Annotated in this window: 20 protein-coding genes; 14 read left to right on the top strand and 6 right to left on the bottom strand. The window is 71.8% G+C overall.

Translation table 11 applies throughout. The features are described from left to right. Window positions 1–65: 65 nt before the first annotated feature. From ACZ3I3_RS08635 to ACZ3I3_RS08610, 6 genes are all read left to right on the top strand, one after another. Window positions 66–626 (top strand): DUF6461 domain-containing protein, encoded by a 561-nt coding sequence (locus ACZ3I3_RS08635; RefSeq protein WP_467363625.1) that lies wholly within the window; start codon window positions 66–68, stop codon window positions 624–626. Further along, complete coding sequence (locus ACZ3I3_RS08630; RefSeq protein WP_467363624.1) at window positions 623–1,186, top strand: hypothetical protein; 564 nt, start codon at window positions 623–625, stop codon at window positions 1,184–1,186. The genes ACZ3I3_RS08635 and ACZ3I3_RS08630 overlap by 4 nt, the downstream gene beginning before the upstream one ends. 62 nt (window positions 1,187–1,248) lie before the next feature. Then, complete coding sequence (locus tag ACZ3I3_RS08625) at window positions 1,249–1,743, top strand: hypothetical protein (protein WP_467363623.1); 495 nt, start codon at window positions 1,249–1,251, stop codon at window positions 1,741–1,743. A 144-nt stretch (window positions 1,744–1,887) separates the two neighbouring features. Continuing rightward, window positions 1,888–2,682, top strand: a complete 795-nt coding sequence (locus tag ACZ3I3_RS08620) for an SAM-dependent methyltransferase (protein WP_467363622.1) — start codon at window positions 1,888–1,890, stop codon at window positions 2,680–2,682. Window positions 2,683–2,770: 88 nt separating this feature from the next. Next, a complete protein-coding gene (locus ACZ3I3_RS08615) occupies window positions 2,771–3,466 on the top strand; it encodes a hypothetical protein (protein ID WP_467363621.1) in 696 nt (231 codons plus the stop codon). 36 nt (window positions 3,467–3,502) lie between these two features. Then, window positions 3,503–3,991, top strand: coding sequence for a MarR family winged helix-turn-helix transcriptional regulator (locus ACZ3I3_RS08610; RefSeq protein ID WP_467363620.1), 489 nt, complete (start codon window positions 3,503–3,505; stop codon window positions 3,989–3,991). Here ACZ3I3_RS08610 and ACZ3I3_RS08605 read toward each other — a convergent pair. Further along, complete coding sequence (locus ACZ3I3_RS08605; protein WP_467363619.1) at window positions 3,980–5,167, bottom strand: MFS transporter; 1,188 nt, start codon at window positions 5,165–5,167, stop codon at window positions 3,980–3,982. The genes ACZ3I3_RS08610 and ACZ3I3_RS08605 overlap by 12 nt on opposite strands. Before the next feature lie 70 nt (window positions 5,168–5,237). On the opposite strand from ACZ3I3_RS08605, the gene ACZ3I3_RS08600 reads away from it, so the two are divergent. The 3 genes from ACZ3I3_RS08600 (at window position 5,238) to ACZ3I3_RS08590 (ending at window position 7,687) form a co-directional block, all read left to right on the top strand. After that, the gene (locus ACZ3I3_RS08600) at window positions 5,238–6,224 is read left to right on the top strand and encodes an ArsR/SmtB family transcription factor (protein ID WP_467363618.1); all 987 of its coding nucleotides are present in this window, start codon (window positions 5,238–5,240) and stop codon (window positions 6,222–6,224) included. Between the two features lie 9 nt (window positions 6,225–6,233). Then, window positions 6,234–6,737, top strand: a complete 504-nt coding sequence (locus ACZ3I3_RS08595; RefSeq protein WP_467363617.1) for a glutathione peroxidase — start codon at window positions 6,234–6,236, stop codon at window positions 6,735–6,737. Window positions 6,738–6,808: 71 nt separating this feature from the next. After that, entirely contained in the window at window positions 6,809–7,687 is an 879-nt protein-coding gene (locus ACZ3I3_RS08590) for a MerR family transcriptional regulator (protein WP_467363615.1), read from the top strand. Between the two features lie 106 nt (window positions 7,688–7,793). On the opposite strand, the gene ACZ3I3_RS08585 is transcribed toward ACZ3I3_RS08590, so the two are convergent. The 3 genes from ACZ3I3_RS08585 to ACZ3I3_RS08575 all read right to left on the bottom strand — a co-directional run bounded on the left by ACZ3I3_RS08585 (window position 7,794) and on the right by ACZ3I3_RS08575 (window position 10,055). Continuing rightward, window positions 7,794–7,985: a DUF397 domain-containing protein gene (locus ACZ3I3_RS08585; RefSeq protein WP_086564378.1), complete on the bottom strand. Its 192-nt coding sequence runs from the start codon at window positions 7,983–7,985 to the stop codon at window positions 7,794–7,796. Between the two features lie 221 nt (window positions 7,986–8,206). Then, window positions 8,207–9,064: a helix-turn-helix domain-containing protein gene (locus ACZ3I3_RS08580; protein WP_307175801.1), complete on the bottom strand. Its 858-nt coding sequence runs from the start codon at window positions 9,062–9,064 to the stop codon at window positions 8,207–8,209. A gap of 235 nt (window positions 9,065–9,299) precedes the next feature. Next, window positions 9,300–10,055, bottom strand: a complete 756-nt coding sequence (locus ACZ3I3_RS08575) for a GOLPH3/VPS74 family protein (protein WP_086564380.1) — start codon at window positions 10,053–10,055, stop codon at window positions 9,300–9,302. Between the two features lie 236 nt (window positions 10,056–10,291). Here ACZ3I3_RS08575 and ACZ3I3_RS08570 point away from each other — a divergent pair, with 236 nt between their 5' ends. Both ACZ3I3_RS08570 and ACZ3I3_RS08565 read left to right on the top strand, forming a co-directional pair. Next, window positions 10,292–13,132, top strand: a complete 2,841-nt coding sequence (locus ACZ3I3_RS08570) for a D-alanyl-D-alanine carboxypeptidase (RefSeq protein ID WP_467363613.1) — start codon at window positions 10,292–10,294, stop codon at window positions 13,130–13,132. Window positions 13,133–13,308: 176 nt separating this feature from the next. Beyond that, window positions 13,309–15,156: an MFS transporter gene (locus tag ACZ3I3_RS08565; RefSeq protein WP_467363612.1), complete on the top strand. Its 1,848-nt coding sequence runs from the start codon at window positions 13,309–13,311 to the stop codon at window positions 15,154–15,156. 3 nt (window positions 15,157–15,159) lie between these two features. Here ACZ3I3_RS08565 and ACZ3I3_RS08560 read toward each other — a convergent pair whose 3' ends face one another. Then, the gene (locus ACZ3I3_RS08560; protein ID WP_467363611.1) at window positions 15,160–15,999 is read right to left on the bottom strand and encodes a hypothetical protein; all 840 of its coding nucleotides are present in this window, start codon (window positions 15,997–15,999) and stop codon (window positions 15,160–15,162) included. A gap of 78 nt (window positions 16,000–16,077) precedes the next feature. Between ACZ3I3_RS08560 and ACZ3I3_RS08555 the strand changes: the two genes are divergently transcribed. Next, window positions 16,078–16,863, top strand: coding sequence for an SDR family oxidoreductase (locus ACZ3I3_RS08555; protein ID WP_467363609.1), 786 nt, complete (start codon window positions 16,078–16,080; stop codon window positions 16,861–16,863). Window positions 16,864–17,036: 173 nt separating this feature from the next. Then, window positions 17,037–18,608 carry a sodium:solute symporter family protein gene (locus ACZ3I3_RS08550; RefSeq protein ID WP_467363608.1) on the top strand — a complete coding sequence of 524 codons (1,572 nt, stop codon included), beginning with the start codon at window positions 17,037–17,039 and terminating at the stop codon, window positions 18,606–18,608. A 238-nt stretch (window positions 18,609–18,846) separates the two neighbouring features. On the opposite strand, the gene ACZ3I3_RS08545 is transcribed toward ACZ3I3_RS08550, so the two are convergent. Beyond that, window positions 18,847–19,962: an ADP-ribosylglycohydrolase family protein gene (locus ACZ3I3_RS08545; protein ID WP_306966081.1), complete on the bottom strand. Its 1,116-nt coding sequence runs from the start codon at window positions 19,960–19,962 to the stop codon at window positions 18,847–18,849. A 261-nt stretch (window positions 19,963–20,223) separates the two neighbouring features. Here ACZ3I3_RS08545 and ACZ3I3_RS08540 point away from each other — a divergent pair, with 261 nt between their 5' ends. Continuing rightward, on the top strand, window positions 20,224–20,889 hold the full coding sequence (locus tag ACZ3I3_RS08540; RefSeq protein WP_467363605.1) for a DUF4097 family beta strand repeat-containing protein: 666 nt from the start codon (window positions 20,224–20,226) through the stop codon (window positions 20,887–20,889). Window positions 20,890–20,925: the final 36 nt, after the last annotated feature.

The raw sequence follows: 20,925 nt of genomic DNA, 5'->3' as shown, positions 1-20,925 counted from the left end.
CGCGCCACCCGGGCAGGACCGGACCGCACGGCCCGTTGTCAGTGCCTGCTCCTACGATGCGGCGCATGCCTGAATGGATGCATGTGCCCGGCCCGGTCCTGGAATCCGGCCGGCACGACGACGTGAATCTCGTGCTCGCGCGCGGGATGACACCGGACACGCTGGCCGAGGGGTTGCGCGGGCTGCAGCGGGAGCCGCTGGTGAGCGGGGAGGCCGACGGGTGGGTGTGGGTCGTCCACGACATGTTCAACGCCGAGGTCGAGGACTACGACCCCGTGCCCTACGGGCAGATCTGCGCGGGCGCCGAGCTCGTCGTGTTCGTGACCGAGCCGTGCAGCGCGAAGGCGCACCCGCCGCATTTCGAGTACTACCGGGACGGGCGGCTGATCACCTGGTTCAGCTTCGAGGACCTGACGCAGCGGCTGGGGGACAACCCCGACTACCTGTCCGCCGAGTTGCTGGCCGCGAACCTGATCGGGCCGGACGCCGAGTGCGCGGAGGCGGACGACGCCCGGCACGACTGCTTCGACCACCACTACGAGGACCACGACCGCATCGTCCGGGCGGTCGCCGGCTTCTTCGACCTGCCCTCGCCGCCGCTGTCCCCGGAGGTGACGGACCGATGACCTGGCTCGCGCCCGCCGCCTTCCTCACGTTCTGCCGGGGGATCCCCCTGGCCGACCTCACCGGCTTCTTCGGCGAGGAGGGCCTGCCGCCCACGGCCTCCGGCACGGCGGACGGCTGGGCCTGGCTGACGCACCACCCGGACACCACCCCCGACGGCGGCGCCGTCCAGCAACTCGGCCAGTACATCACCGGCTTCCGGTACCAGGACCGCGTGCGCGACCAGAGCCACGTCGACATGGTGTTCCTGGCGTCCACGCCCGCCTGCTCGTGCGGCGACCGGTACGCGGTGCCCCACTGCTCCGAGCACCCGTACCAGTTCGCCTACAGCCGCGGCGGCTTCGCCGTGTCGCTCTTCAACGTCGGTGCGCGGCGCGAGTCCCGCCGCTTCGGCAGCCAGGCCGACCTGTTCATACGGCAGTTCCTGGAGCAGGGGATCGTGGGCCGCGCCACCCGCTACGACACCGACCCGGACTTCAACCCGGACGGCACCCACACGATCCGCGTCATCGCCGAGCACTTCGGGCTGCCCACCGCACCCCTCGGGAGGGGAGGCGAGTAGGGCGCCCTACTTGAGTACACGTGCTCATGACGACCCCGCCCCACCCGCGTGACCATGGCCGTATGAAGACACGGGGAATGCTGTCGGCCGGGGTCGCGCTCGTTCTCGGGGCGCCGGTCGCCGCCTGGGGACTGATGGGTCAGCAGAACTACGACGGGCTGCCGGCCGGCGAACTCGACCACGCCTTCCAGCCGTGGGACATCGGCGACGGTGTGGCCGCCGGCGTCGGGGGCCTCGCACTGGTGCTGGCTGGGGTCGGTGCCGCGGTGCTCGTACGGAGTGCGCGGCGGGGCGCGATGGACCGGCGGTGGTGGGGGGTCCTCGGGCCGCTGGTGGTCGTCGGGCTGATGGCCGGTGTGGGGTGGCGGATCCTGACCGCGGGGGTCGTCGGGGCCAACATCGGAGCCGGGCTGCTGCTCATGTTCGGTACGCCGGTCGCCGCCGGGCTCGTCCTGTGGGCGCTGGGGCGGGGCATCTGGCTGGCGACGCGGCGGCCGGGCAACGACAGCGGGTCCGCCGGCCGGCGCCTGGGCGGTTTCGCCTCGGGCGGGGTGTGACGGGCGCGGCCGCGCTCCCGCGTGGCCGCGTGGCCGAAACCCCACGCCGGCCCGGTGGCGGGACCGGACAACATCCGCGTCCGGCCGGAGAGTTCACCTAGGTTGGTGGACGGTCCCCCTTCCCCACCCCCAGGAGGCCCCGCCGTGCCCGACGACAGCCTGCGTGCCCGTATCGACACGTCCAAGCCGCACTCCGCCCGCTTCTGGAACTACTTCGTCGGCGGCAAGGACAACTACGAGGTCGACCGGGAGATCGGCGACCAGATCAAGTCGATCTTCCCGGGCCTGGTCGACGTGGCGGTCACGAGCCGCCGGTTCCTGGGACGGGCCGTCCGGTACCTGGCCGTGGAGCAGGGCGTGCGGCAGTTCCTGGACGTCGGCACCGGGCTGCCGACCGCCGACAACACGCACGAGGTCGCCCAGCGCGTGGCACCGGACTCCCGGATCGTGTACGTCGACAACGACCCCATCGTGCTGGCCCACGCCCATGCCCTGCTCACCAGCACGCCGGAGGGCAGGACCGCCTATCTGGACGCCGACCTGTACGACCCGGAGGCGGTCCTGAAGGCCGCCGCGGGCACGCTCGACCTGTCCCGGCCGGTCGGTCTGATGATCCTCAACACGCTGGGGCATGTCGCCGACCACGAGCAGGCGCGGGAGCTGGTGCGGCGGCTGATGGCCGGACTGCCGTCCGGCAGTCACCTGGTGATCAGCGACAGCACCGCGACGAGTGAGGGCATGATCGCCGCGTCCGAGGCCTACAACGCGAGCGGGGCCGTGCCGTACCACGTCCGTCCGGTCGCCGAGATCGCCGGGTTCTTCGACGGGCTGGAGCTGGCGGAGCCGGGAGTGGTACGGGTGCCTCAGTGGCGGCCGGAGCCCGCCGATGCCGACGCCGCCGGTGTGGACGCGTACTGCGGCGTGGGCCGGAAGCCGTAGGGATCCGTTGCCTCTGACGTGCGGCGCCGTGGGGGCTGGTCACGCAGTTCCCCGCGCCCCTGATGATCCCCCACGCGATAATCAGGACATGTCCGCACCCCCCGCCCCCGAGCCGGTTCGGCGGCTCGTCGGTGATCTTCTCGCGGTGGGTGAGGCGTACGGCCTCGTCCTCGCGGGCGGATACGCCGTGCTGGCGCACGGGCTGGTGCGGCGGGGCGGCCGGGACGTGGACCTCGCCACCGAGCACCCCGCCGGGATGGACGACATCGCCGACACCGTCCGGACGGGCCTGGTGGCGCGTGGCCGGCTCGTGCGGACGCTGGAGAGCGATCCGCTGTCCGCCCAGTTCCTCGTCACCGACGCGGCGACCGGTGAGGAGTACGAGGTCGGCCTCCACAAGGAGGTGCTGTGGCGTCCGCCGGTGACGACCGAGCTCGGGCCGGCGCTCTCCCTCGACGACCTGGTCGGCACCCGCGTGCGGGACCTGGCCGACCGCGGACTCGCCCGCGACCTGGTCGACGTCCACGCCGCCTCCGCCCGCTGGAGCCACCCGGAACTGGAGGAACTCGGCCGCCGGCACACCCCCGAGCCCTTCGACCTCACCGACCTCCAGGCCCGGCTGACCGGCACGGACTGGCTCGACGACAGCGCGTTCACCGCCCAGGGCCTCGACGCCGAGGCCGTCGCCGGGCTCCGCCGCTGGGCCCAGGAGTGGGCCGACGACATCGCCGAACGGCTCATCGAGGGCGGTGCCCCCGAGGAGAGCACCCCGGACGAGGAGTGACCCGCGCGGGGACTGACCGGTCGGTACTCTGACCCGATGGGGAAAGGGGCAACCGGGCCGGTGGGGGTGGTCGCCGCACTCGTACGGGCGGCGTTCCTGGTCGACGGGGTGTACGCGGAGGCCGGCCGGACATACGGGCTGACACCCCAGCAGGGGCAGCTGCTCTGCGTGCTGATGCCGCAGCCGTACGGCATGGGCGAGCTGGGCGAGATGCTCGGGCTGGCGAAGTCGAGCCTGACCGGGCTGGTGGACCGGACGGTGCGGCGCGGACTGGTGCGGCGGGAGGCCGACCCGCGCGACGGACGAGCCGTGCGGGTGGCGCTGACGCGGGAGGGCGCCGCGCTCGCCGAGAAGTTCCACGACGAGACCTGCCGCCGGATGGAGGCCCTGCCGTCCGGGCTCACCGGCGCCGAACGGGAGCGGCTGGCCGTCCTGCTGTCACGGGTCGTGGCCGACAACGAGGTTCCCGAGGTGTTCGTGGAGGCCGAGCGGCGGACCGGCGACCGCAGCGGCTCACTGTCCTGACACCGCCGCCATCGCCCCCCGCTCCCGCCGTGCCGCCGCCATCAGCGCCAGCGTCACCCCGGCCGACACCGTCGCCATCGCCGTCATCGCCCCCGCCGGAGAGGTCAGTTGGGCCAGCGAGCCCGCCAGTGTCGCCGCCACGCCCTGCATCGTGAGCATGCCGGCCGAGTGCAGGCCCAGGGCGTGGCCCGTCAGAGCGTCGGGCGTCAGGGCCACCAGGCGCTCCTGCTGGACGAGGCTCGCGCCGAAGCCGACCGAGGCCAGGGTGACGGCGGCTGCCGCCAGCGGAAGGGGCGGGTGCAGGAGGAAGGGCACGTACGGGGTGGCCAGGAGCAGCAGGAGCGGGAAGCCCAGGCGGGGGCGCAGGCGCGGTGGGACCAGGCGGCCCACCAGGACGTCCCCGGCCAGCATGCCGAGCGCCGCGCAGGCGAACAGGGTGCCGGCGGAGTCGGGGGCGTAGGAGACGTAGAGGGATTCGCAGCCGACGACCAGGCCGTTGGGGATCCAGAGGGCCAGATACGCCTGGCGGCGGGGTGCGGACGACCAGAGCAGGGCGTTGGCGCGCCACGTCGCCGACACCGAGGGGCGGCCGGCCGCACGGGGTGGGCGGCCGGTCAGGCCGAGGCGGACGACCGCGGCCGCCAGAAGGTAGAGGGCGGCCGATGCCAGCAGGGAGATCCGCGGGGACAGCAGGGCCACGAGCGCGCCACCGGTCGCGTATCCGGCGATCTGCATGAGGCCGCTCATCATGTTGAACACCGAGCGGCCCAGCAGATAGCCGTCCTTGGAGAGGATCTCGTTCAGCAGGCCCCAGCGCACTCCCCCGCCCACCGACTTCGCCAGCCCCATGGCCAGGACGATCGCGAAGAGGGCCCAGATCGGTAAGCCGGGCAGGGCCAGGGCCGCCGTGCCGGCCGCGAAGAGGAGGGGCAGGGCCGTGAGGGCCGCGCGCGGGGACAGCCGGTCGGCCGCCGAGAGCAGGAGCGTCGCGCCCAGTACCTGCACCAGCGAGGAGCCGAACATGCTCACCGCGGACAGCAGCGGAGACTCGGTCGCCCGGTAGACCAGGGTGCCCAGCGCCAGTCCGCCCATCGTCTCGGCGACCGTCTGCGCCGACGCGGCCAGGAAGAACGGGGTGAACTCGGGGGTACGGAACAGTTCGCGGTAGCTGCGCATGCGGGGAGTCTCCGGCGGCCCGGATCGCGTGGTTATTGTTTCGCGCAGGTGCGAAACGTCGGGGGTGCGCGTGGGCTGGTGGCAGGTCAACGCCGACACCCTGGCGGCAAGCCGGTTCGTGCTCTCCCCGCTCGCCGAGACCTTCGCCTGCCTCCAGTTGCTGCACCGGGCCACACCCGCGCACCCGGGCGAACGGGCCTGGCTGCGCCACCACCTGCCCGGCTACCGGGCCCGGCTGGCCGCCGACCCCGTGACCGCGCTGCTCGTCCGCGCCGGTCTTGGCCGGTCCTGGATCGCCGACTTCCTCACGCCCACCCCGAGGGACCGGGAGACCTTCGAGGAAGGGGTGGCACGGGTGCGGGCGGCCCGCCCCGACGAGTCCCGCGCCCATCTGCGGACCTCCCTGGCCGCCCCGCTTCCCGCCGACCTGGACCGGGACGACCTCCCCGAGCGCGCGGCCGGTCTGCTCACGTACGTCTGGACCGAGACCGTACGGCCGGACTGGGACCGGCGCCGGCGGGTGCTGGAAGCGGACGTGGTCGCCCGTACCGCGCAGGTGAGCCGGGGCGGCTGGGCGGCGGCGCTGGACGCACTGCGGCCGGGCCGGACCCGGTGGCTGGGTGACAACCGGCTCCAGGTGAACCTGCACGAGTACCCGCCCCGCGAGATCTCCGGCGCCGAGCTCCTGTTCGTGCCGGTGACCCCGAAGACCGGCTGGGTGTCCTGGGAGGAGCCCGACCGGTACGCGGTGATCTACGCGTGCGCGGGCGTGCTCACCGACCCCGGCGGCCGGACCGTGCCCGCGAGCCTCGGCGCACTGCTCGGGGCCGCCCGGGCCGGTGTGCTCGTCCTCCTCGACTCCCCGCTGAGCACCAGCCAGTTGGTCGCCATGACCGGGCAGGGGCTCGGCTCGGTCGGCCGGCATCTGAGGGTGCTGCTGGACGCCGGGCTGGTCGAGCGGCGGCGGGCGGGCCGGTCCGTGCTGTACGCGCGGACGGCGGCGGGGCAGGTGCTGGTGGAGGCCGGAACCGGTCGGCCCGACACCCGCCGGAGTTAGCATCCGCTCATGACGACTGACAACGGTTCCTCTCCCCTCGACGTCGAGATCGCTGCCCTCCAGGGCGGTTCCGCCGACCTGTCCCAGTACGCGGGCAAGGCGGTACTGGTGGTGAACGTGGCCTCCAAGTGCGGCCTGACCCCGCAGTACAACGGGCTGGAGAAGCTCCACGAGCGCTATGCCGAGCGCGGCTTCACCGTCCTCGGCGTGCCCTGCAACCAGTTCCTCGGGCAGGAGCCCGGCAGCGCCGAGGAGATCGCGGAGTTCTGCTCGGCGACCTACGGCGTGACCTTCCCGATGACCGAGAAGGTCGAGGTCAACGGCGACGACCGGCACCCGCTGTACGAGCGCCTGACCGGCTTCGCCGACGCCGAGGGGCACAGCGGGGACATCCGCTGGAACTTCGAGAAGTTTCTGATCGGCCGGGACGGCACGGTCGTCGCCCGCTTCTCCCCGCAGACCGAGCCCGAGTCGGACGAGGTCGTGGCGGCGATCGAGGCACAGCTGGCCTGACATCCGCCCCGGTTGACCTTGCCCTTGGGGCAGGGTCGAGCCTCCTCGTCATCGGGCGGAAGAGCCGCCCGATGACGGAGGATGCCGTGGTGGACGCACCGGACCGTGACCTGCTCACCATCGGGGCGTTCGCCGCGCGCGCCCGGCTGTCGGCCAAGGCGCTGCGGCTGTACGACCGGCTGGGACTGCTGTCCCCGGCGTACGTCGACGAGGCCACCGGCTACCGCTACTACCGCGCCGGCCAGGTCGAACAGGCCCGGCTCGTGGCCCTGCTGCGGCAGCTGGACATGCCGCTCGCCCGGATCGCCGAGGTGGTCGCGGCGGGCGACGGGCCGACGGCGGCCGAACTGCTCGGCGCGTACTGGGCGGACGTCGAGGCGCGGGTGGCGGGGCAGCGGACGCTCGCCGCATACCTCCGTGGACGACTGTCGGGGAGGAGCTCCGAGATGTACGGGAAGTTCAAGGTCGAGACGGTGGACATGCCGGCGCAGATCGTGATCACCGAGAAGCGGCACACGCTGGCGGACGAGCTGCCCGCGTGGATCGGGGCGTCGCTGGGCCGCCTGGAGGCGGCGGCCCGGGAGTGCGGGGGCGTGGCCGGGGTGCCGTACGTCGCCTACCACGCCGAGGTGTCGATGGAGAGCGACGGCCCCGCCGAGGCGTGCGTGCCGGTCGCCGACGAGACGGCGGCGCGGGCATGGGCGCAGCGGCACGGGCGGGCCTGGGAAACGGCGGTGCGGGTGGAGCCGGCCCAGCGGCTGGCGTACACCAGGATCACCAAGGCGCAGGTGGCGCACCCGCAGATCCTGGCCGCGTTCGAAGCGGTGGAGGAGTGGATGGCGGCTCAGGGACTGACCCCGGCCGGACCGTGCCGGGAGCTGTACTTCGCGGACTGGGAGGCGGCGGGAGCCGAGGACCCGGTGTGTGACGTGGCGTTCCCCGTGAGCTGATCGCCCTCAGGAGCGCGCGGGCACAAGCGGAGCCCTCTCGGCAAGGACGGCGAAGCTGGTCGAGAGGGCTCTTTCGGTGGTGCTTGTGCTGTTGTCGAGCCGTGGCTCAGGCCTTGACCGAGGCCACGAAGGCGCTCCACGCGTCGGCGGGAAACGCCAGCTTGGGACCCTCGGGGACCTTGGTGTCCCCGAGTTCCAGGGCCTCTTCGACGGTCGACCTGACCATCACACAGGCGCCGTTGTTGTTGGTGTAGGAGGAGGTCGTCCACGTTTCCGTGGCGCCCAGACGAATTGCCATGTTCGCTCCGTAGCAGTTGCGTTTACGCCAACCCGTGCTGGTGGTTGGCGTGATCGACGCTACTCGCCAACATCCTCGTACGGAGCAGTCATTCACTCGACTGGATGGCATATTCCAGGGGAGACTTCCAGTCAGGCGTGTCAGGGGTGTAGCATCCCGCACTTTGCCGGACGGAAGGTCCCGCGCCACGGACCTGCGCCACGGACCTGCGCCGCGGACGGTCAGCGCGCGTACTCCTTCGCCCGGCGCTCGATGAGCTGCCGCGACTGGTCCACGTTCAGCGACTGCGCGCGCAGGTGCTCGTACATCACCGTGTACTTCTGCACGTCCAGCGGCTTCTCCAGGTACAGGTCGCTGGTGACGCCCTCGATGTACACCACGCTGGAGTCGGCCGCGTCGGCGAACTCCAGGATGGAGTACTGGCCGTTGATGCCGGCGTGCGCGCCGACCTCGAAGGGCAGCACCTGCACGGTGATGTGGGGCAGCTGCGACATCTCGATGAGGTGCTCCAGCTGCTCGCGCATCACCTGCCGGCTCCCCACGGTCCGGTGCAGGGACGCCTCGTCCAGGACCACCCACAGCCGCAGCGGGTCCGTCTCGGCGGTGATACGGCCCTGCCGGCGCAGCCGGACCTCGACGCGCTTGTCGTTGTCCGCCTCCGAGGCCTCGGGCGAGCCGCCCCGGATGATGGCCTCGGCGTACGCACGCGTCTGCAGCAGGCCGGTGATGATCTGGGGTTCGTAGACCCTGAGCGACTCGGCGTCCGTCTCCAGGCCGATGTAGACGCTGTAGGGGATGTCCCCGAAGGCATGCCACCAGCCCTGCTGGCGCGAATCCTTGGCCATCTGCATCAGCGAGTCGACGATCCGCTGGTCCTCGACCTCGTAGACCCCGCACAGGTCCCGCACGTCGCGCTGGCTGATGCTGCGCCGGCCGTTCTCCAGCCGGCTGATCTTCGACTGCGACACCAGCAGTCGCTCGGCGACCTCCTCGGCCGTCATGCCCTTGAGCTCACGGAGCCGGCGCAGCTCCTGGCCCAGCCGGCGCCGCCTGACGGTGGGATTGACATTGGACGCCACGGGACGTGCACCTCCGGCTGCGTGCCTCTACTTTGCGTATCTGCTGTTGAGCAGACTGCCACCAAGGTGCTTCCTACCGCTGGGAAACGGTGGATATGCGACGGGTACACGCCAGTTCGGACAGGACAGGGCACGCCGAGCGGGGCGGGGAGAGTGTGTGCTCTCCCCGCCCCGCTCGGACAGCGGCTCCCGTGACCGGGTTCTGGGGTGCTGCGTGGTGCTGTGGGTCCGCGGCTCAGTGGGCCACGGCGCGCGCCATGCTCCCGTGGCGCGGCTGCATCGGAACGCCTCGGGCGGGTTCCGCTGCGGACCTGGCTCCGCCGGCGGCCTGACGGCCGGACGGGGCCGGGCTGCGGCGCGGCTGCGCCGCCACGCCGTTCTGGACGTCCATCACGGCGTGCGCGACGAGACCGCCCATGGGGTCGTGCCTGATCAGGTCCCGCAGCCGGGACCGAGAGGAACGCCCCTCGTTGCCCGGATACAGGTGCTTGCCGAGGCCGACCGCGTGTGCCAGGGCGGCGAGCGCGGCGGTCCGCGGGTCCGGCGGTACGCCGGTGCGGATCGCCGAGTCCAGCCGGGCCTTGATCTCCCGGCTGATCTCCGTGTCCGTCGCCTGGTAGCGAGTCGTCGGCAGCACTCCGCACATCTGGCCCGCCACGGCATGCACCATGCCGCACCGCTCCAGATGCGAGAGGTAGGTCTGGCGGAGCCCGAGACGCGGCCCGCCAATCCAGTTCACTGCCCGCACGGGAGCGCCGCGCCTACGCAGCAACTCCAACGCGCAGTCCAACGTTGGATCTCCAGTCGGCCGTGGTACGACCACGGCGATACGATCCCCGTCTGGGGCTATCCGTCCGGCCAGCGCCAGCTCCACTAGCTGTGCTCCGGCCAGACCGAGGTCGAGCGACTGCGGCTGCGCAGTGGTACCCGTGGTCGGGTCCAATGCCAGCAACAGAAGCTCCTCCGGAAGTGTTCTGCGGCTCCTGCCCATCCATGCCTCCCCGCGTGGATGAATGACAGGGTGACCCCTCTCACATTGGTCTGTCGAGGGTGCGTGACCGGTTCGTAGTGGAACCAGTAGGTATGTCGTTCTCGTCTACCGAGTGGGTTCAGTGCGCGCACAGGACACTGGTACATGGTTCGGACAGCGCCGGAAGCGGTGTCACGGGCGGCGGTTCACGGTTCGGTACGCGCACGCGGGGAGTGCGGCGCGAGGAGGAGGCATCGGTGGCGGGCGAGTCCCCCGACAGGTCGAAGCAGCGCGAGTCGTCGGCAGAACCGACGTCGGGGAGCGCGAGTCCGGTTCCCGAGGCCAGGAGCGAGGCCCCACCCAAGCGCGATCCGCGCCTGGCGGTGGCCCGGGACACGGAGAGGTCCACGAAGCGCGGCGGCGCCGACACGGCGACCCGAGTGTTCTCCACCCGCACGGCGGAGAAGCCGACGGACACACCGGACGCGGAGCGAGCGGCTGACGCCGAGCGGGACGCGGACGACGCGGACGACGTGGACGACGAGGTGACGCCGGCTGAGGCCGAGCGGGACACCGGTGACACGGATCCGGCGGGTACGGCTGACGCCGAGCAGGACGCAGACGAGGCGGACTCGGCGGCGGACGCCGAGGAGGACGCCGGTGACGCCGAGGAGGACGAGAGCGACGCCGACGCCGCGGACACGGCTGACGCCGAGCAGGACGCGGACGAAGCGGACTCGGCGGCTGACACCGAGCAAGGTGTGAGCGGCGCGGGCACCGAGCGGGGCGCGGACAAGGCGGACTCGACGGCGGACGCCGAGCCGGACGACAGCGACGCCGAGCGGGACGAGAGCGACGCGGGCGTCGAGGAGACGGTGACGGACGCCGAGCCGAGCTCCGGTGACGTGGAGGCCGATGGCACGGCTGACGCCGAGCGGGACGCGGACGAGGCGGATTCGGCGGCTGACGCCGAGCAGGATGCCGGTGACGCCGAGCCGGACGAGAGCGACGCCGACGCCGCGGACACGGCTGACGCCGAGCGGGACGAGGGCGACGCGAGCGGCGCGGACTCGGCGGCTGACGCCGAGCCGGGCGAGAGTGACGCCGCCGCCAGTGACGGGCGGCTGCGGGACGCCGTGGCCGCGTGGGTCGCTTCCGCCGACCAGGACGAGGAGCCTGCGGCGGCCAAGGAGGCCGACAAGGACGCCGACAAGGGCTCTGAGAACGGCCAGGAGGCGGCTGAGAGGGCGGAAGAGGCCGCAGAGGCCGACACGGACGCCCAGAAGCCTGAGAAGCCCGCTGAGGCCGACGCGGACGCCCGGGAGGACTGGGAGACCGAAGACGCCGGCGACGGTGCCGAGGACGGTGCCAGGGACCGGGACGAAGAGGCCGACGAGCCGGAGGCGGACCGTTCCGCCACCGGCGACGCGGGCGATTCCGAGGCCGCCGAGTCCGACGACTCGGACACCGGCACCGGCACCGACACCGACAAGGGCGACGCCGCACCCCCCGTCGACCAGCCCACCGCCGTCTTCAAGGCCGTGCGGCCCCCGGTCGATCAGCCCACCACCATGCTCAAACTCGGCGGTGCCACCAAGGACGCGCCCGAGAAGGAAGCCGAGCGGACCAGCAAGTTCGTCGCGCTCAAGCCGCTGGACGACCCGTCGACACGGAAGCCGGCGTCCGGCGCACAGGCCGGACAGGCCGGACAGGCCGCCCCCGACGGACGGGCCACCCCGCCTGCACCGGCCCCCGCCGACGCCACCGCCGCCGTGCCCGCCGTCGGCCCGGAGCGGACCACCCAGCAGCCCCTGCCGCCCCGGCCGCCGCTGGATCTGCTGGCCGAGCTGACGAACACCCCGCCGCCGCCGGACACCCCGCTGCGGACGGCCATGCGCCGGGTGAAGATCTGGACGCCGCTGGTGCTGCTGCTGGTGGTCCTCATCGGCGTCGCGCAGAGCGTGCGCCCGCTGCCGGCGCCCACCCTGGACCTCACCGCCGAGGAGAGCTACACCTTCGAGGGCGGCAAGGTCGACATCCCCTGGCCCGCCAAGGGCCAGGCCGCGCTGGACGTGCAGGGCATCGGCTCGTTCGGGTCGTCCGGCGAGCAGAAGCCCGTGCCGATCGCGAGCGTCGCCAAGGTCATGACCGCCTATGTGATCCTGCGCGACCACCCGCTCAAGAGCGGTGAGGACGGGCCGAAGATCGAGATCGACCAGGCCGCCGAGGACCAGTCCGACGCCGGCCAGGAGTCCACCGTCGACGTCACCAAGGGCGACAAGATCAGCCAGCGGGAGGCCCTGGAGAGCATCCTCATCGCTTCCGCGAACAACGTGGCGCGCCTGCTCGCCCGCTGGGACGCGGGTTCCGAGAAGGCGTTCGTGGGCAAGATGAACGACGCCGCCGAGGACCTCGGCATGAAGAACACGACGTACACCGACCCGTCGGGCCTGAACAACACCACCGTGTCCACGGCCGTGGACCAGGTGAAGCTCGGCAAGGCGGCCATGGAGCAGCCCGCCTTCCGCGAGGTGGCCGCGATGATGTCGTACGTCGACTACAAGGGCACCAAGCACGACAACTGGAACCGCCTGGTCGGCTACAACGACGTCACCGGCATCAAGACCGGCACCACCACCTCGGCGCTCGGCAACCTCGTCTTCTCGGCGAGGAAGGACGTCGACGGCGAGATCCGCCGGATCGTCGGCGCCGTGGTGCGCCAGCCCGCCGGCGGCCCGGACAACACCATCCTGGGTGCCGCGCTGCACGAGGGCGACAAGCTGATCAAGGCCGCGCAGGGCGCGCTGGAGTCGGCGACGATCCTGAAGAAGGGCACGATCGTCGGCTACGCGGACGACGGTCTCGGCGGCCGTACGCCGGTCGCCGTCACCGAGGACGTCACGGCCGTCGGCTGGGCGGGCCTGTCGGTCAAGCTGACGTTCGCCGCGGACGAGCTGCCGCACACGGCGAAGGCCGGCACGAAGGTGGGCACGCTCACCGTCGGTGACGGCAGCGCCAGCGCGGTCAAGGTTCCGGTCGCCCTCCAGAAGGACCTCGTGGAGCCTGGCTTCGCGGACAAGCTCACCCGCCTCAGCTGAGAGCCGGGCCGGCTCGCCGGCCCGCAGCACCACACCCCGCCGGTAACGGCCCGTCCGGGCGCCGCCCGGCGGGGTGCGTGCTAGCGTCGCGGCGCGGCTGTGAACCGCTGACCAACGGGGCACGGCCGGGAAGAGAAGACGAGAACAGAAGACGGGACGACGGGGAGTGCCTTCGAGTGGCCACTGCGGAGCCGACACGCGCCGACGACGCCGATCCGGGCCCGGTATCCGCCGGCCCGCGAATACCCCTGCCCGCAGCCGGGGAAGGCGGCAGCCGGGACGGCCGTGAGGACCGGCTGCACACCCTCGTACTGACGCTGCGTGAGCGCATGCTGCGCCACCCGGTCCTGTCCGTCACGGGGCTCGCCGGACTGCTCCATGTCCTCTGGTTCTTCACGTTCGCGAACAGCGGCGGCGATCTGGCGGCGCAGGACGCCTGGGCCGAGTTCGTCGGCCGGCACCCGGACTCGGCGTACAACCTCGCCTGGTACGGCGGGATGCACCCGGTGTCGTACAGCGTGGTGTCGCCGTATCTGATGTCGGTGCTCGGCGTGCGGACGACGATGATGATCGCGGGGACGGTCTCGGCGGGGCTGCTGACCCTGCTCCTGCTGCGCAGCCGGTCCGTCCGCAATCCCCTGTGGGCGTCCATGGCGGGCGTGTTCGGGCTGTTCTGCAACGCGGTGTCCGGGCGGGTGACGTTCGGTCTGGGCATGATGTTCGCGCTCGGCGCGGTCGCGGTCGTGTTCTGCTGGCCGTACCGGTGGCGGTACAAGCGCTGGGCGAAGGCCCTGTCCGCGGCGCCGCTGGCCGCGCTGGCCACCATGGCGTCGCCGGTCGCGGGCCTGTTCGTGGGCCTGGTCGCGGTGGCGCTGTTCCTTCAGAAGCGGCGGCCGGGCGCGTGGGCGCTGGGGCTGGCGCCGAGTGCGGTGGTGGCGGTGTCGGCGTGGCTGTTCCCGTTCTCGGGGACGCAGCCGATGATGATCGGCTCGGTGCTGCTGCCGCTCGCGTTCTCGGTCCTCGTCTTCGTCCTGGTGCCGGAGGACTGGAAGACGGTCCGGCTGACGGCCGCGGTGTACGGGCTGGGTGTCGTGCTGGTGTGGCTGGTCAGCTCCCAGATCGGTTCGAACATCACGCGGCTGGCGATGCTGTTCGCCGGGGTGGCGCTGGTCGCCGCGCTGCCGTTCACGGTGCCGCGGAGCCGCAAGTGGTACGCGGCCGTCGTCGCGCTCGTCGGTTTCGCCGTGTGGATCGGCTTCAAGACGGTCGACGACATCGTGCACACGGCCCCGGCGGCGTCCTGGTCGCGCGAGCTGGCGCCGCTGGTGAACGAGTTGCAGGAGGTCGGCGCCGAGAAGGGCCGGGTGGAGGTCGTCCCCGCCCGCTCCCACCGCGAGGCCTCCGCGCTCGCCCCGTACGTCAACCTGGCCCGCGGCTGGAACCGGCAGGCCGACATGGAGCGCAACCCCCTCTTCTACGACGACACACTCAACTCGGCGAACTACCACGAGTGGCTGAAGCGCTGGGCGGTCCACTACGTGGTGCTGCCGAAGGACGAGCCGGACGGTGACGGAGGTCAGCGGGAGCGGGCGCTGGTGCGGCGCGGGCTGCCGTATCTGACCCAGGTCTGGGGCGATGCCAACTGGCAGCTGTTCAAGGTGACCGCCCCCACGCCCCTCGCCGAGCCGAACGCCGTCGTCGACCGGGCCGAGCAGGGCGAGATGATCCTGCGGGTGAAGAAGCCGGGCCGCATCCTGGTCCGCATCCCGTACTCCCCCTGGCTGAGCATCGTCGACGCGGAGGGCAAGAGCCTGAAGCCGCCCCAGGAGACGCAGGCCTCCAAGGAGCGTCCCGAGGACGAGCCGAAGACGTACGTCAACGTCAACGGCTGCCTGATGGAGACCGAGGAGGACGCCCACGGCGACAAGTGGACGGAGCTGCTGGCCCCCAAGGCGGGCACGTATCGTCTTGCGGCCCCGTACCAGCTGCCCAGGGGAACGCCCTGCCCGGAGGAACTGCGCTGACCCTCAGCGGAGCCGGTCCACGTGGGTGTCGGTGCCCGGCACGGTCGGGATGAACGGCGCCACCAGTTCCACTCTCCCCAGCCCCGACTCGGCCACCGCCGCGTCCAGGCCCGTGAAGCAGGGGTCCCAGCACTCCCTCGGGTCCGTCTGGAGGAACCACAGCAGGGTCAGCCGGGTGTCGACGCCCTCGACCTGCTTGACGTAGGTCATGCGGTCGCCGGGCAGCGGGGTCGGGCGGAAGACGGTCACCATCGCCGCCGGGGAGCCGGCGAGCCGCTTGGGCAGGTGGCGGGAGCGCAGCCACTCCAGCAGGTGCGGGCGCTGCTCGGGGGTGCCGGCCTCGACGACCTGGAGGACCAGGCCGGCGTAGGGGTGGTCGAGGGCGTGGACGTCGCGCGGGCCCGCCGCCCCGTCCCGGTAGACCGTCGCCTCGTGGTCCTGGAACGCGGTGAGGACGTGGGTGCGGTCGTGGTAGACGCGGCCGTCGCGGTTGAGGCGCTTGTTGATGGCGACCGTCCAGCGCATGTGGTCGTCGTAGCGGCCGGCGGTGATCCAGTACGTGGACAGGTAGCAGCCCGTGGTGACGGGCTGGGCGACCGCCGACTTCTCGGGGTAGCGCAGGAGTTGCAGGTCGTGGGTGGCCACCCAGCGGCGGCCGGCGTACATCCAGGGCATGGCCATCGCGCCGGCGTAGTAGTGGTCGTCCTCGTACCAGCGGTTGTAGGCGTACTCGTGGCCCGGGTGCGGTTCGACCATCGTGATCAGGGCGTGGCCGGGGTGGGTGCCGTAGGGGCCGACGGCGGCCAGTTCGGCGTACAGCTCGCTGCGGGTGTCGTCGCTCATGTCCTTCCCCTCTGTTGGCGGCTGGCTCATACTCTGACGCTCCGTCAGGTGATGCGCCAGGGTTCCGGGGAGGCTTCGATGTCGCTGCTCGTGGGGAAGACGGTCGTCGTGTCGGGGGTCGGGCCCGGGCTGGGGCGACAGGTGGCGGCGGCCGTCGTGCGGGACGGCGGGCGGGCCGTGCTCGGGGCCCGCACGGAGGCGAATCTGGCGAAGACGGCCGCCGAGCTCGATCCGGACGGGTCGCGCACGGCGTACCGGGCGACCGACATCACCGACGAGGCGCAGTGCGAGGCGCTGGCGGGGCTGGCGCGGGAGCGGTTCGGGCGGATCGACGCGGTGGTGCACGTGGCCGCGCTGGACGGCCACTTCGGTGGTCTGCAGGACGCGGACTTCGAGGCCTGGCGCTCGGTCCTGGACGTGAACCTGCTGGGCACGCTGCGGATGACCCGGGCCTGCCTGCCGTCGCTCGGACAAGGCGGCGGGTCCGTCGTGTTCATCGGGACGCAGTCGGCGGTGGCGGCTCCCTCGCAGGTGCGGCAGGCGGCGTACGCGGCGTCGAAGGGTGCGCTGACGAGCGCGATGTACTCGCTGGCGCGGGAGCTGGGCCCGTACCGGATCCGGGTCAACACCGTGCTGCCGGGCTGGATGTGGGGACCGGCGGTGCAGGGGTACGTGCGGTTCGCCGCCGGCCGGGAGGGCGTGTCGGAGGAAGAGGTACTGGGCAGGCTGACGGATCGGATGGCGCTGCCGGAACCGGCGACGGATGCGGACGTGGCGGACGCGGCGGTGTTCCTGGCCTCGGACCGCGCGCGGGCGATCACGGGCCAGTCGTTGCTGGTGAACGCGGGCGAGCTGATGCGCTGAGGGCGATTTCCAGCCAGACGGCACGGTGCGCGGGCGGTTCACGTACATAAACGCAAGTCATCTCACCGAACTTTTTTACGGTCTCTTGACCTTCCCCTTCCTTGCCGTGCGCACGTCACCGAACCCAGAGTTCACATGCCTGACCCTGGCGGCGCACCCGTGGAAGGGGACTCATGAACGGTCTCGACTGGGCCGTGCTCATCGGCTACTTCGCCGTGATGGTCGCGATCGGCGTCTGGTCGCACAAACGCGTGGACAACGTCAGCGACTTCTTCACCGCCGGCGGCAAGATGCCGTGGTGGCTCTCCGGCATCTCGCACCACATGTCGGGCTACAGCGCGGTGATGTTCACCGGGTACGCGGGCATCGCCTACACCTACGGCGTCACGTCCTTCGTCACCTGGTCCTTCCCGATCGCCCTCGGCATCGCCATCGGGTCGAAGCTGTTCGCCCCGCGCATCAACCGGCTCCGCTCCCGGCTTCATGTGGCCTCCCCGCTGGAGTACCTGAAGAACCGGTACGACCTGAAGACGCAGCAGGCGCTGGCCTGGTCCGGCATGCTGCTGAAGATCGTGGACGTGGGCGCGAAGTGGGCGGCGATCGCGACGCTGCTGTCCGTCTTCACGGGGATCTCCCTCAACCAGGGCATCCTCATCACCGGCGGCATCACGGCGATCTACTGCACGATCGGCGGCCTGTGGGCGGACGCGCTGACCGAACTCGGCCAGTTCATCATCCAGTTGCTGGCAGGCATCGCGATGTTCGTGGCGGTGTTCGTACGCCTCGACGACCACGGCGGCTTCTTCGGCGTCTGGGACTCCCCCGAGCTCCAGGGCCACGAGAAACCGCTGGTCGGCCCGTACGGCACGGTCTTCCTGCTGGCCTTCCTCTTCATCAAGCTCTTCGAGTACAACGGCGGCATGCTCAACCAGGCCCAGCGCTACATGGCCACGCCCAACGCCAAGGAGGCCGAGCGGTCAGCCCGCCTCTCGGCGATCCTCTGGCTGGTCTGGCCGCTGGTGCTGTTCTTCCCCATGTGGATGTCCCCGCTGCTGGTCGAGTCGCAGAAGACCGACGGCTCCGACTCCTACGCCCTGATGACCGAACAGCTCCTCCCCCACGGTCTGCTGGGCCTGGTCATCGTCGGCTTCTTCTCGCACACCATGGCCATGTGCTCCTCGGACGCCAACGCCATCGCGGCCGTGTTCACCCGGGACTGCGCGCCGGTGATCTGGGCACGGGCCCGGGCCTGGAACCAGAGCCAGGGCCTGCGGGTCGCCCGGGTCGCGACGGTCGTCTTCCTCGGTCTGTCCATGGCGGCGGCGACGCAGGTCCACTCCCCCGCGTTCAAGGACATCATCACGGTCGTCATCAAGTGGGTGGCCGGTCTGATGGGCCCGATGGCGATCCCGATGATGCTGGGCCTGCTGCGGGCGTTCCGCCGCTCCGGCCCGACGGCGGCCCTCGTCAGCTGGTCGATGGGCCTGCTCGCCTTCTGGCTGGTGAACTACCCGATCCACTGGAACGTCGAGGGCGGCGTGCCGCTCCAGTACCAGGTGTCGATCCCGCTGGCGGTGTCGCTGGTCCTCTACATCCTCGTCGGCTACATCAAGCCGGAGGACACCCCGGAGCGGCTGGCGCTCATCGAGAAGATCAACACGGACGGCGACGGTGCGGCGTCGGCCGCGATCCCGACGCCGGCCGAGCCGGCGGACGGCGTGGTGGGGGCGGCGCGCAAGGAGTAGCGCGGAGTACGTACGCCAGGAGGGGCGGCCGGTCCTGCGGCGCGGTCGCCCTGCGGCGGGGCGCTGACGGTCCGGCTGTGGGGAGCTGCGGGTCCGTTGTGGCTGGTCGCGCAGTTCCCCGCGCCCCTGGTGAAGAGGCGCTTCGCGCCCTTCACGATGCCCCGGCCGCCGGCGCCCGGGGCTCACGTACACCCGCCGGAGCTGCGCCGTCTCGCCCGAGGGGAACCGGGGCCCGGATTCACGCCCGGGGATACCGCGCCAGCCACCCCGGCGACGCGCCCGCCGGGCTGTGCAGGGCCGGGCCCTGGGTCATCTCCATGGCGAAGTCGTCGGCCAGTTCCAGCATCGTGGGACGGCCCTCCAGCTCGGCCAGCCAGGCCGGAGGGAGGGCCGTCTCGCCGTGCAGGGCGCCGAGCAGCGCGCCCGTCAGCGCGCCGGTGGCGGCGGAGGGGCCGTCGTGGTTCACGGCGAGGGTCAGTCCGTGCCGGACGTCGGCGGCGACGAGGGCGCAGTACACGGCGGCACCGACGAGGCTCTCCGCCGTCCCGGCCCCGCACAGTTCCGCCACGCGCTCCGGCCCGGGCAGCCCCTGCCGTACGGCACCCAGCGCGTGTTGGAGCGCGTCCGACACGGGCTGGTGCCCGGGCCGGGCGGCCAGCAGCGCGAAGCCGCGCTGCACGGCGCCGTCGAGACTCTCCCCGAGGGCGAGCGCGTGCACGATCACTGCGTACGCGCCCGCCGCGAGATACGCCGTGGGGTGGCCGTGGGTCTGCGCCGCGCACTCCACCGCGAGCTGGACGACGAGCTGCGGCTCCCAGCCCACGAGCAGCCCGAAGGGGGCGGACCGGGCGGCGGCCTCGGGCCCGAGCTCACCGGGGTTCTTGGGCGCCTCGGGCGTCCCCATGGTCGCGTCGGCGAGTCCGAGGAGCAGCGCCTTGCTCGGGTCCCTGCGCGCGTACAGCCACTCCTCTCGCGCGAGCCACCCGTCGTCCTTGCGCCGCAGGTCGGGTCCCCAGTCCCGCTGGGTGGCGGCCCAGCGCAGGTAGGCCCGGTGCAGGTCGGTGGGCGGGTGCCAGGCGCCGGTGTCCCGCCGCACCTGGGCCCGGATCAGCCCGTCGACGGAGAAGAGGGTGAGCTGGGTGAGATGGGTGACGGCGCCGCGTCTGCCGTAGGCGGGAGCCAGATCGACCAGCCCCTCCGCCCCGTACGCCTCCCTGATCCCGTCGATGCCCAGCCCGTCCACGGGCGCGCCCAGCGCGTCCCCGACGGCCAGCCCGAGCAACGTGCCGCGCACCCGGCTGCGAAAGTCCTGCTGCTCCGTACGCCCCCAGACGGCACCGGCAGTCGCACCCACCTTGACCTCCCAGGGACCGTCCATACGTACGACAGCTCAGCACTGTAATCGAACGGGGACGGCGGGCCGCCCGCAGTGCGTTCACTTTCCATCTATTGCAACGACCTCTCTCGGGTCGTTGCTTTGATTTCCAAGCCGTTGCAACGATTATGAGGCGATGACCTGTAGCTATCACATCTTCGCGCAACGAAGTCATTGCCTAATCGGCGAACGCAACGTAGCTTTTCCATTGTTCGAAACAACGAGCCAGAGGAGAGCACGATGCAGAAGTTCGACACCCCCGCCCCGGTCGCCGCCGTCCTTGACATCCCCGCCGGACGTGTCCAGTTCATCGCCGCGGACCGCGCCGACACCACCGTCGAGGTGCTGCCCGCCGACGCTTCCAAGGGCCGCGACACCAAGGCCGCCGAGCAGACCGCCGTCACCTACGCCGACGGTGTCCTGCGGATCAGGGCCTCGGCCGCCGCCGGCCGGCTCCTCGGCCCCTCCGGGGCGGTGGAGGTCACCGTTCGGCTGCCCGCAGGCTCCCGCGTCGAGGCCAGGGCCGACAGCGCCGAGCTGCGTGGCGTCGGGCGGCTCGGCGACATCGTCTTCGAGGGCGCGTACCGCAGCATCAAGATCGACGAGGCCGCGAGCGTCCGGCTCACCGCGAGCGACGGTGACGTCGAGGTCGGCCGGCTGGGCGGCCCGGCGGAGATCAGCACCGAGAGGGGCGACATCCGGATCGCCGAGGCCCTGGGCGGCACGGTCGTGCTGCGCACACAGTCCGGTGACATCTCGGTCGTCGCAGCCGCCGGCGTCTCGGCCGCCCTGGACGCGGACACCGGCTACGGCCGCGTCAGCAACTCCCTCAAGAACGACGGCACCACCGCACTTGGCATCCGCGCCACCACCGCGCACGGCGACATCACCGCCCGCAGCCTCTGAACGAACAGCGCCAGAACCGTCCGACCGAGCCCATCA

The organism is Streptomyces sp. NPDC016851, from assembly GCF_055562795.1.
Note: the sequence above shows the minus strand (reverse complement) of the source record. Positions and strands in the feature narration are given on the sequence as shown.